The 12048-nt window shown below is 72.3% G+C and carries 8 protein-coding genes; 1 reads left to right on the forward strand and 7 read right to left on the reverse strand.

From position 1 onward, the window contains the following. Window positions 1-180 precede the first annotated feature (180 nt). From ACFQ7C_RS20160 to coaBC, 7 genes are all read right to left on the reverse strand, one after another. The gene (locus ACFQ7C_RS20160) at window positions 181-3123 is read right to left on the reverse strand and encodes an AAA family ATPase (RefSeq protein ID WP_378905715.1); all 2943 of its coding nucleotides are present in this window, start codon (window positions 3121-3123) and stop codon (window positions 181-183) included. Window positions 3124-3295: 172 nt separating this feature from the next. After that, window positions 3296-4324: an ATP-dependent 6-phosphofructokinase gene (locus tag ACFQ7C_RS20165; RefSeq protein WP_378905718.1), complete on the reverse strand. Its 1029-nt coding sequence runs from the start codon at window positions 4322-4324 to the stop codon at window positions 3296-3298. A 107-nt stretch (window positions 4325-4431) separates the two neighbouring features. Further along, window positions 4432-5517, reverse strand: coding sequence for a hypothetical protein (locus ACFQ7C_RS20170; RefSeq protein WP_378905721.1), 1086 nt, complete (start codon window positions 5515-5517; stop codon window positions 4432-4434). Window positions 5518-5706: 189 nt separating this feature from the next. Next, entirely contained in the window at window positions 5707-7860 is a 2154-nt protein-coding gene (locus tag ACFQ7C_RS20175) for a DEAD/DEAH box helicase (RefSeq protein WP_378905724.1), read from the reverse strand. A gap of 239 nt (window positions 7861-8099) precedes the next feature. Continuing rightward, window positions 8100-8738, reverse strand: coding sequence for a hypothetical protein (locus tag ACFQ7C_RS20180; protein WP_378905727.1), 639 nt, complete (start codon window positions 8736-8738; stop codon window positions 8100-8102). Window positions 8739-8850: 112 nt separating this feature from the next. After that, the gene (locus ACFQ7C_RS20185; RefSeq protein ID WP_378905730.1) at window positions 8851-9747 is read right to left on the reverse strand and encodes a glycerophosphodiester phosphodiesterase; all 897 of its coding nucleotides are present in this window, start codon (window positions 9745-9747) and stop codon (window positions 8851-8853) included. 81 nt (window positions 9748-9828) lie between these two features. Continuing rightward, window positions 9829-11064, reverse strand: coding sequence for a bifunctional phosphopantothenoylcysteine decarboxylase/phosphopantothenate--cysteine ligase CoaBC (coaBC, locus tag ACFQ7C_RS20190; protein WP_378905733.1), 1236 nt, complete (start codon window positions 11062-11064; stop codon window positions 9829-9831). Window positions 11065-11132: 68 nt separating this feature from the next. Here coaBC and ACFQ7C_RS20195 point away from each other — a divergent pair, with 68 nt between their 5' ends. Beyond that, complete coding sequence (locus ACFQ7C_RS20195) at window positions 11133-11849, forward strand: NRDE family protein (protein WP_378905737.1); 717 nt, start codon at window positions 11133-11135, stop codon at window positions 11847-11849. Window positions 11850-12048 lie beyond the last annotated feature (199 nt).

Genomic DNA, 12048 nt, shown 5'->3' on the forward strand with positions numbered 1-12048 from the left:
GGTTTCGACCGCGCGAGCAGACGACGCAGGGGCCGCGGCCCTCGGGCCGGGCATCCGTTCCCGCACACCGAGCCAGAGCAGTTCCGCCGAAACCGGCGACGACGCCCTCGGTCTCGGCGGAGATCCCGTGGTTCGACGAAACGCGCCGCGCCGACGGGCGGGCTCCGGTGGAGCCCGCCCTCAGTCGTGTCCCCGCGCGTCCGGCGTCCGAGCGCGGGCGAACGCGGCGGCCTCCGTGCGATTGGCCACGCCGAGCTTGGTGAGGATCGACGACACGTGGATCGACGCCGTCTTCGGGCTGATGAACAGCTCGCGGCCGATCTGAGGGTTGGTCATGCCGCGCGCGACGAGCTCGAGGACCTGGGACTCACGATCGGTGAGCGAGGCGATCCTCTTGCCCGGGTCGGCCGCGAGGCCGGCGCGGGCCGCGAGCTCGTCGGCCCATCGCGCGAAGAGCACGTCACCCGTTGCCGGAACCTGATCCCGCAGCTCCGCGAGGGCTGTCTCCGCGCCCGCTCGGTCGCCGGCCGAGACCAGCGTCTCAGCGAGTCGCAGCTGGGCTCGATGCGCGTACTGGACGGGTAGTCCGTTGCCGGCGCGCGCCTCGGCGAGCGCTGCCCGCCACATGGCCACGCGGGCCGGGGGCCCGGCATCCGCCGCGAGGTCCGCCGCCACGCAGGCGACGAGCGGAGTGAGGGCGCCGCGATCCGCGAGCGCGGAGGCGACCGCCTCGGCCTCTCCACGGACGCCGGCGGCGCCGCGGTCGATGGAGGCGTACATGCCCTGCACCCTGTCAGCCTCGGCGACCAGCCAGGCTCGCAGCGGAAGCGCCCAGGGGCGCACCCAGGACTGCGTCTCGGAGGTGCGCAGGACCGCCTCGAGCTCGAGAGCGCCGGAGAGCAGCTCGAGCTTGCGGCGGTCGTCGTGCTCGTCCGATACCCGGACCAGCTGCTCGAGGAGGTCGAGCCGCCGCCACCCGGCGTCCTCGTCCGGCACGTCGAAGACCTCCGGCATCTCGTCGCGGGTCAGTCGACGCTTCTCGGCGTAGGCCGCCAGTCGGTCGCCCCACACATCGCCCTCCGCGAGGATGCGGAGCGCAGCCGAACGGTCGAGTGGCACCGCCACAAGCTGCAGGGCACGGCGCGCCTGCGCCGCACTCTCGTCGACGCGACCGAGCGGGAGGAGCACCTGACCCATCAGCAGCATGGCGATCGCGCCGTGGCCACGCTCCCGTCCGGCGTCGAGCGCCTCTTGGAGCATCACGGCGTAGAGCTGAAGCGCCTCCTCGTAACGACCTTCGAAGAACGCGACGTCGGCGAGCACCATCCGGGCGCGGTGCCGTTCCGCCCCACCATTCGCCACCGCGAGCGCCTCCCGCCCCGCGACGGCGGCGAGATCCAGCTCGCCTTCGAACGCGAACCGCCCGGCCAGGTTCGTCAAGCAGATCGCGAGCGTCGCGGGATCCTCCGCATCGCGAGCGATCGCGACCGCCGCCTGCAGGGCATCGATCTCGTCGCGACCGAGCAGGCTTCTGACGAGCGCGAGCAGCGCGCGGGCAGCGGGCTCCTCGCGGTCAGTGAGCAGCCCTTCGGCTTCGACGAGCGCGGCTTCGTCGGCCCGGTTCGTGATCCATCCTTCGCACAGCACCAGCCACCACAGCGCGGCGGCGCGCTCGACGGGATCGCTCGGCCCCGGAAGCGCCAGCGCGGCCATCATGACCGTGCGCGCCTCTTCGTACTCACCGGCGTGCCAGAGAGCCTCGCCCGCACGCCGCAGCACCTCCATGCGGGACGCACCGCCGACACGGCCCTCCGCGTCGGGGACGGCATCCCACCAGTCGGCGAGGCGGCGCCAGAGGGCCGCGGTCGCCGACGGAGCGAGCTCGGCGCCCGGCTGAGCGAGGCACCGGAGCGTCGCGTCGAAGGCCGCAGGCACGTCCCCGGCCATCGTCAGGTGCTCGGCGACGGCGACCAGGGCGGAGAACGACGCACCGGCCCGGTGCTCGAGCGCATCGGCGTAGCGCCGATGAGCGTCGCGGCGCGCACCGGGCAGCACATCCGCGTACACCGCTTCCCGCAGCAGCGCGTGCCGGAACCGGTACCCGGTCGCCGACACCGTGATGATGCCGCGGTCGAGTGCCTCCCGGACTCCGTCCTCGAGGAGCGCGGCGTCCCCACCCGTCACCTGCAAGATGACGTCGTGATCGACGTCGTCACCGCCGACGGACAGCAACTCGATCACGCGCCGCGCCGGCGGCGAGGCACTCCGGTACCGCAGCAGCAGCAGATCACGCAGTGCCCCTGGCAGCTCCTCTCCGTGCAGCGCGACGAGTTCCTCGACGAGGAACGGCACGCCACCGCTGCGCGCGGCGATCGCGTCAGTCGCGGGCCGGGAGAAACGTCCCGGCGCGATCGCCTCGATCTGGCCGCCCACGTCGTCCGCGGACAGCCGCTCCAGTTCGATGTGCGGGATACTGCGCCGGCCTTCGAGCGCCACCACCCCCGAGAGCGTTGCTCGAGCGGCCGGCTCGTCGGGCCGGTAGGTCAGCACCAGTGTGACGTACCGGCCGCGCAGCGTGGTCGCGAGCATCGTGGCGAACGATGTGGTGAGGGCGTCCGCCCAGTGAAGATCCTCGACCACGATCACGAGGTGGTACCGCTCGCTCAGGCGCTCGACCACCATCTCGATCGTGTCCGAGACGATGTCAGAGGAGGGCTCGACCAGTTCTGGTGGGGCTGTCCCCCTGGATTCCGCAAGCTCTGGGACCAGCACGGCCAGAGTGCGCAACGCCCCGGGCGATGTCGAGACGACGTCGAGCAGCCCGTCCCCCACGCCGGCGCGGAGGTTTCGCACGAGGCCACGGAGAGCGTGGAACGGCGGCGCGAGGTCACCCCCGTCGACGCACTGCGCGGTCGCCACCACGACGGGCGGGTCGTCCGGTGACGCCTCCGCGCGCAACGACCTGATCGCCTCCTCGACGAGCCGCGTCTTGCCGATCCCCGCCTCGCCGCGGACCACCACCGCGCGCGGAACACCGGCCCGGCCGTCCGACAGCGCGCCGCGAAGCGCCTCGAACTCCCCCTGGCGTCCGATCAGCACGGGACTCACGGCCACCCCAGCCACGACGCCATCGTGGCACGCGAGCCCGCCGCCCGTCAGGGGTGTGCCGCGCGCAGGCCCCGGGATGAGGCATCCGTCTCCGGATCAGGAGATCTCACCGACGCAGCACGATCCGGCGACAAACGTCCCGTCCTCGCCAGTTCGCCTGATCTCAGGAACCGGGCGCGGGACGGACTCAGCCGAAGAGCGCGGCGGCCTCTTCGTAGCGGTACAGGGGAACCGTGTTGAGCTCGCCGAGGGCGTCGGCGAAGGGGACGCGCACGATGTCGGTGCCCCGCATCGCGACCATCTGACCCCATGCGCCGTCGACGACCGCGTCGGCGGCGTGCAGACCGAGGCGCGTCGCGAGCACGCGGTCGAAGCCGGAGGGCGAGCCGCCGCGCTGGATGTGTCCGAGGACGGTCGCGCGGGTCTCGATGCCGGTGATGCGCTCGATCTCGGGCGCGAGGATCTCGCTGATGCCGCCGAGGCGCGGGCGGTTGAAGGCATCCAGGCCCTTGTCGCTGTAGGCCTCGTCCATGCCCTTGAGGGTGAAGCCCTCCGAGACGACGACGAGCGGCGCGCGGCCGCGGTCGTGGGCCTTCGAGACGAGGGCGGTGATCTCATCGATCGACATCGGCACCTCGGGGATGCAGATCGCGTGGGCGCCCGCGGCCATGCCGGCGTGCAGGGCGATCCAGCCGACGTGGCGGCCCATCACCTCGGCGACCATGCACCGCTGGTGCGAGTCGCCGGTGGTCCGCAGACGGTCCATCGCGTCGGTCGCGATGTTGACGGCGGTGTCGAAGCCGAACGAGTAGTCGGTCGCGCGCAGGTCGTTGTCGATCGTCTTCGGGACGCCGAGCACGTTGATGCCGTCGTTCGACAGGCGGTTCGCCGCGGCGAGGGTGCCCTCGCCGCCGATCGCGATGATGCCGTCGAGGCGGTGGCCGTACATCGTCTTGGCGATGTTCTCGGCGCCGCCGCGCGGGCCCTCGTAGGGGTTCGTGCGCGAGGTGCCGAGGATCGTGCCGCCGACCTTCGACAGGCCCTTCACCTCGTGCCGGGTCAGCGGGAAGAAGTCGCCGTCGACGACACCGCGCCAGCCGTCGCGGATGCCGACGAACTCGAGGTCGTAGGTCGTCGTGCCCTTGAGCACGACGCCGCGGATGACCGCGTTGAGCCCGGGGCAGTCGCCGCCGCTCGTCAGGATGCCGATCTTCATGCTGTGTTCCTCGCAAGTCGGGGGAAGAGGGACGGCGACGCTGCCTCCCCTGACACTAGTGCCGGACGGCGCGCCCTGCCACACGCTGCTGCCGGGCCTGGGTGGAGTCAGTCGGCGACGCGCTCCCAGCCGTCGTCCTCGCGCCGCCACCGCTGCTCGCCCGCGGGGCGCGCCGCCGTCCCGCGGAACCAGAACGTCTCGTCGGGGTTCCACGCGGCGAGCACCGATGCGCGGTCCCCGTCGACCTCGATGAGGCGCGTCGCGGCCGACAGGTAGCCCGCCACGGTGAGGTGCACGGCGTCCGCCTCCGCCGCCACCGCCGCCCAGTCGGGGATCACCCACTGGCGATCGCTGCCGGTGACGCGGAACCAGTCCTGCCTCCGGGAAGCGGTGACATCGAGCGGATGCTGCGCGCACAGCTGCGCCCAATCCTCGGGCCCGCGGATCTCGATGACGCGCGCCGGGTACACGTCGACGGGCGTGGCGGTCGCCGAGTCTGCGCCCATCGAGTCCTCGCCGAACCACAGCCCCGCCGGGCCGGCCTTCCCCAGCGATCGGGTCGTGCGCACGAGCCCCGAGGGCGGGATAGACCACCATTGGCCGCTCCACGCAGCCGTCGGATCCGCGGGGCGCTCGGCAGCGGCGCGCGCCTCGTCGGCGGCCGTGGCTTCCCGCCACCTTCGAAGCTCGTCCTCGACCTCTCGCGAGGATCGTCCGGCGCCTTCCCAGTGCACCGCCCACTGGTCGTCCTCGGCAACGCCGCCGGTCCACCAGTCCGCTGCGGGCGATCCGGCGATGACCGTGGCGACGCGCCGGAGCGGCGCCCTCAGCTCCGCTGTCGCACACAGGTGATCGCGGCCGTCGGGCGGCTGCCAGTACATCGCCGCGTCCACCGATGCCGCTAGCGCCGTTCGCAGGGACGCCGGGACGGGGACGTCGAGCCCGATCGCATCGAGTGCGCGCGCGGCCTGGGCGGGCGTGGGCGTCGTCGGCACGAACGGCGACGTGTCGCCCTCCGGGCGGAACAGGATCGTCGTGCCGCTGGTCTCGAACGCCGAGGCCGCCCACCACGCGGTCGCCGCCGCCTCGCGGTCTGCGCTGGTCTCATCGCGATACGCGCCGGACACTGCGTACTCCAGACAGAGCCGGCGCCCACGAGCACCGGCGAGCAGCGCGTCGGCGTCGACCGTCATCCCGCCACCCTAGCGAGCGCCCGGCCGGCGGGACCACGCGCTGTGCGGCGCCGCTCTCCTGTCCCGGCGCCACATACCTGGGGCGCCGCAACAGGAAAGTGGCGCCCCTCGCCCGGCGCGGCGGCATGCGCACGCCGGCGGGCTCGGCGAACCACGGCGCGCGCCCGCGCCGTCCTTCGCCTGGCGCGTCTACGCCGCGCCGAGCGCCTGACGCAGCAGGTGCATGAGCGCCGACAGCTGCACCGAGTCGCTCGACTGCGGGTCGACGGCCTCGCCGTCGAGCGCGCGGGCCGCCAGACCCTGCTTGGAGTCGATGAGCTCGGCGATCTTCGTGTCGATCGTGTGCGCGGCGATGATGCGCCACGCGGTGACGGGCTCGTCCTGGCCGATGCGGTGCACGCGGTCGATCGCCTGCGTCTGCTCGGCGGCCGTCCACGACAGCTCGGCGAGCACGACGTTCGACGACGCCTGCATGTTCACGCCGACGCCGGCCGCGGTGAGCGAGCAGACGGCGATCCCGACCTCGGGGTCGTTGTTGAACGCGTCGATCGCGTGCTGGCGGGCGGTGGTGGCCTGGTCGCCGCGCAACGACACCGTCTTGAGCCCCGCGGCGGCGAAGTGCGCCTCGGCCGTGTCCATGACGTCGATGTGCTTGGCGAAGAACACGACCTTGCCGACCGAGCGCTGCAGCTGCACGGCGTAGTCGGCCGCGAGGACGGCCTTCGCCTGGCCGATCTTGCGCACCATCGTGAAGACGTTCTCGGAGCCCGTTCCTGCGGCCTTCGACTCTTCGAGCTCGTTGTGCGCCACGAGGCGGACGATGTCCTCGTCGATGTGGCCCGGGCCGTAGCCGCGGTCGCCCCGCGCCTCGATGATGCGGCGGTACTTCGCAGCGAGCCGCTCGCCGAGCTCGCGTTCGGCCTGACGGATCGATCGGCCGAACTCGTCGTCGAGCTCGACGGGGAGGTCGGCGATCAGCTTGTCGGGCAGGTCGGCAGCGACATCCTTCTTCTTGCGACGGACGATTCCCATCGAGATCACCGCGTCGCGCGCCTCGGGGTAGAAGGCCTTGTCGGCGGGCGTGAGCCCGGTCTCGTCGAGCTTCTCCATGAGCACCGTGCCGGGCTTCTCGCCGGTGGTCCAGCCGAGGAAGCGCCAGATCGCGTCGAAGTCCTCGACGTCGTTGATCAGCGGCGTGCCGGTGAGGGCCAGCAGCAGCGGGTCGGGCACCTGCTCGCGGATGCGCGTCGCCAGCGCCAGCACGTTCTGCGAGCGCTGCGACGTGAGGTTCTTGATGAAGTGCGCCTCGTCGACCACCATGCCCTTGAGCCCGATCGAGCCGAGCCACGAGAGGTGACGGTCGAGGATCTCGTAGTTGACGATGAACACGTCGGCGAACGCGTCGATGCCCTCGCCGTCGCCGTGGATGACGGTCGCTCGGCGGTGGGGCGTCCAGCGCTCGACCTCGCGCGCCCAGTTCATCTTCACGACATTGGGGACGACCGCGAGGAGCGGGTAGGCGCCTGCAACGGATGCTGCGAGCACCGACTCCGCCGTCTTGCCGAGGCCCGGCTCGTCGGCGAGGAGGAACGTGCGGTGCCCTGCCCGCACCGACTCGAGGAACCGCGACTGGTGCGGCATGACCTCGAGGCCCTTCGGCGAGAGGCGATCGAACTCGGGCACGGGCGGAAGCTCCATCGAGGCGCTCGCACCGCCGGCGCCGGTCTCGAACGCCTTGTACAGCGGGCCCATGAGCTCCCAGCTGTCCAGGCGCCGGCGCGGCGTCTGCTTCGGGGCGCGGATCGTGAGATCGGGCGCCAGGAACGGGTTGGAGTCACGGCGGGCCTCGACCTGCGGCGGCACTACCTGGCGCTCCGCGAGCGCGGCCGGCACGACCGTCGCCACGACCGGGGCGACGTCGGTGATGATGAGCTCGTCGGGAGCCAGCTCGGCTCCTGACTCGAGCAGCCAGTCACGGCGCATCCGGCGCGCGACCGGCGAGGTGGCCTGGTCGACCTCGAGCAGCTGGATGAGCGACGTGTCGCGCGCGGCGGTCTTCGCGAGGATGGTGGCGACGCCGTCGAGCCGCTTGAGAAGCTCAGCGCGCGCAGCATCCGTCAGCTCGGTGTCGCCTTTCACACGCGCGCGCTCCTCGCGGACGAGGAAGGCGATGACCTGGAACTTGACGCGATTGGTCGGCCCCAGCTTGCCGCGCTGGGCCTTGGCCTCGACCTCGCGCACCTTGCGGGCGAGGATCGGGATGATGGGGGCCTCGTCGTCGCGGCGCGCGGACGAGGACTTGCGGCGACGCTGCGCCGTCTGGGCGGGTGCCGTGGTCGGCATGCTCCTCCTGAGCGTGAGTGCCGGATAGGGCGTCCGGCGGGGATCGGATGACACCGATGGTTCTGCGTGCTCCCGCGGGCGGCGCGAACGCCGTCGCGAACGCGGGATCGGGGCTTCGCCGCCGGCGGTCGCGGGCACTCGCTTCTGCGAGCTGCGACGTCGTCAGCGGTTTCCCCGCGCTCCATTCTAGGGGAAGGAGCCCCGGAACGGGTGAAGACGGCGCGCGAAAAGCCGCGGTTTCAGCCCCAGAGCGTCGCGACGACGTCTTCCGTGTAGCCCTCGGGGGCGAAGTTGATCCACGCGGTCGTCACGAGTCCGCCGCCGCCGACGTAATGCGTCTCGCCGCGCGTGTACTCCTGGTCGTCGAGCGTCACGCCCCTCTGCTCGATGCGGCATACCGTTCCGTCGCCGAGCGCCTCGCACCCGAACCCCGCCGCCGGCAGCGCAGCGAGGACGGCTTGCTGCTGTTCGGCGTCGATCGCGGTCACGTTGGTCGCAAGTCCGTACTCGCTCGGCTGCCCCCACGAGCAGCGCAGGGTCGGAGCGCCGCCGTGGATGATCTCGAGCAGATCGGCGTTCTCCGTCGACAGCATCGTCACGCCGGGATCGTTGAGGGGCGGGTTCGCGGACTGCAGCTGCGCCAGCATCGCCGCGGAGTAGATCTCCTCGCACGCGGCGGGCACGTCGAATGCGGCCTGCGGCTTCTCGGTCTCGACGGGGGTGACCGACGGATCGGGCGTCTGCTCCTTCATCGTCACCGAGGGACTGCTCGACGGCGTCGCGCCGGACTCGGGACGGCATCCGGTGGCCACCGCGGCCAGCGCGGTGAGCGCGACGCACCCGATCAGGATCCGCGTCAACCGGCTCTGCACGACCATCCTCACGCCACCTCTCGTCAGGCACCGCAGCGGGCGAGCGCGGCGCGCCTTCGACCCTAACGACGCAGGGCGACGGATGCTGCGGGCCACGCCGCGCGGACGAGCACAGCCGTCATGGCCCGGCGTACACGCTCTGCCATTCCGACAGCGTGTGCGGGTCGTCGGTGACGATGCCGTCCACGCCGAGCGCGGTGACCTCGTCCCATTGGGCGTCGTCGTTGAGCGTGTACACGACCACGCGGGCGCCGACCGCGTGCAGCTCGTCGACGATGCCCGGACGCGCGAGCACCGCCTTGCGGTTGACGACGACGCCGCGCGCGCCCGCCTCGGCGACCGCGCTCACGACGTCCGAAGGGAGCTGCTTCAGGATCAGGAGCCGAGACAGCACATCCGACCCCGCCGCGGCGAGCGCGAGCGTGCGGGCGTCGAAGCTCGCGAAGACGATGCGGCGCTCGAGGCCGCGCGCGGCGACCTCGGCGACGGCCGCGTCGACGGCCGCAGCATCCCATTCGCCCTTCATCTCCACGATCGCGCGCCCGTCCGCGGCGACGAGGGCGTCGAGGAACTCGACGAAGGTGGGAACGGGCGTGCCGGCGTAGGAGCGGTCGAACCACGCCCCGGCGTCGAGGGCCCGCACGTCGGCGAGGGTCAGGGAGGCCAGGCGGCCGTGCCCGTCGGTGGTGCGGTCGACCGTCTTGTCGTGCATGAGCACCGGCTGGCGATCGGCGGTGAGCGCGACGTCGACCTCGACGTACTCGAAGCCGGCAGCGAGGGCGGCGGTGATGGCGGGCAGCGTGTTCTCGGGAGCGGTCGCCGCTCCCCCGCGGTGGCTCGCGATGAACGCGGCCTCTCCGGGCGTTCGCTCATCGCCCATCAGCTCGCGCGAGCTGACGCGGGCGGGTGTCGCGCCGAGGAAGGCGATCACCAGGCTCGCGATCGCCAGGACGCACACGACGGACAGAGCGTGGATCCGGTCGCGGGCGCGATCGGATGCCGCGGAGCGGGGCATCGGGCATGTCCTCCGGGGGGTCGTTCCCCACGTCCTCGTCGACGTGGTGCGGACCACTCTACATGCGCCGTTACTTATTCGTTACTTTTTATTCGCTTGGCTTTCGCGCACCATGAGCACCGCGTCCCACAGGGCAGTGGCGACGTCGTCCTTGCTCCCCCGGCGGGCACCGACGACCTCGCCGTCGGCGCTGATGATGGTGACCGCGTTGTCGGCGGCCTCGAACCCCTTCGACCAGCCGACCTCGTTCACGGCGAGCAGATCGGCGCCCTTGCGCGCCGCCTTGCGGCGCCCCCGCTCGAGCAGCGTCTCACCGTCTCCGGGCGTCTCGGCCGCGAATCCGACGATCGTCTGGCCGTCACGCCGGCGACGGACGAGTCCCGCGAGGATGTCGTCGTTCTCGATCAGGTCGAGGGTGACCCCGCCGACGGGCGCGGACTCCTTGGAGCGCTTGAGCGGCGACACCTCCGCGACGCGGTAGTCGGCCACAGCCGCCGCCATCACCACGACGTCTGCTGCTCCCACCTCGGCCGTGACGGCCTCGCCGAGCTCAGCCGCGGTGCCCGCGCGCACGACGCGCACGCCGGAACGAGCGGATGCTGCCGCCAGCACGCCGTCGTCCACATGGGCGGCGACCAGCACGACGTCGGCGCCGCGGTCGGCCGCGGCGAGGGCGACGGCCACCCCCTGCCGCCCGCTCGAGCGGTTGCCGATGTAGCGCACCGGGTCGATCGGCTCGCGCGTGCCCCCGGCGCTCACCACGACCCGCAGTCCGCGCAGGTCGCCGGCGGCGCCCTCGGCCGCGGCCAGCGCGGCCGCCAGGATCGCCTCGGGCTCCGACATCCGTCCCGGCCCGCTGTCGCCGCCGGTGAGCTCCCCCTCTTCCGGACCGACCACGACGACGCCGCGCTCGCGCAGGGTCGCCATGTTGTGCACCGTCGAGGGGTGGCGCCACATCTCGGTGTGCATCGCCGGCGCCACGACGACCGGTGCCGTCGTGGCGAGTAGGGTCGTTCCCAGGAGGTCGTCCGCGAGTCCCGCGGTCATCTTCGCCAGGGTGTTCGCCGTCGCGGGCGCGACGATCACGAGGTCGGCCGCCTGGCCGAGCGCGACGTGACGCACGCGTGCGACGTCGTCATGGACGGAGGTCGTCACGGGGTGGCGGCTGATCGCCTCCCAGGTCGGCATCCCCACGAAGCGCAACGCGTCCTCCGTGGGGACGACGTGGACCTCGTGCCCCGCTTTGACCAGCAGGCGCACGAGCTGAACCGTCTTGTAGGCGGCGATGCCACCGGTGACCCCGACCACGACGAACACCCTCCGATCTTGGCACGATCGCCCGACACCCGGCCCCGCGCCAGGCGACACCACCCGAGGAGCCCCGCATGTGCACCGTCGTGATCCGCGTCCCCGAATCGGCGGATGAGCCCACACGCGTGCTCGCGATCCGCGACGAGGACCCCGCCCGCCCGTGGAACCCGCTGGGCCGCTGGTGGCCCGAGCCGCACGACGGCGTCGTGGGCGTGCGCGACGCGCGGGCCGGGGGTGCGTGGCTCGCTGCGCACCCGGAGGAGGGGCGCCTCGCCGTGCTCCTCAACCGCGCCGACGAGTCGACGCGGCCCGAGTCCGAGCTCGGGTCCCGCGGCGGCATCGTGCTCGACGCCGTCGCCGGCCGCTCCCCCGCCGGCGAACCGGCGACGCACGGCTTCAACCTCGTCGAGGTCGTCGGCGCCCGCGCCCGCGTGCTCACGTGGGACGGCGTCGCGCTGCGCACCACACAGCTCGAGCCCGGCACGCACATGATCGCCCACGATGACGTGGACGACAGCGGGACGCCCCGCATCGCGCGGTGGCTGGGCGAGTTCCGGTCTACCGCACCGGCACCCGAAGGACAGTGGTGGATGCCGTGGGTCGAGGTGCTCGCCCGCTCGGCCGAGCTTCCGCCGACCGATGACGGCGCGATCATCCGCGACAACCGCCCGCACGGCTACCCGACGCTGTCGCTCCTCGCGTGCGTCGCGTCGGTGTCGGCGCACGACGTCGACGTGCACTACGGCGAGCTGGCCCAGCCTGGCGAGTGGGGTGGTCTGGAGCTCGGCTGAGCACCGCCGAACCAGTTCGCGCTGTCGTTATCGGCGAGCGCTGTCGTCTCGATTGGGCGCGGAAGCCGGTTTCGGCAGCGCGAGGCATCGACCCCAACGGCGAGTACGTGGCGTGGCTCGAGCGCGGCCTACGGGCCGCGCGCGCGCCCCCCGGGGGGGGTTATAATAAACAGGCGCTTTGGGGGGCCCAACCACGTTG

It is taken from the genome of Microbacterium sp. NPDC056569, assembly GCF_042793475.1.
GTDB lineage: Bacteria > Actinomycetota > Actinomycetes > Actinomycetales > Microbacteriaceae > Microbacterium.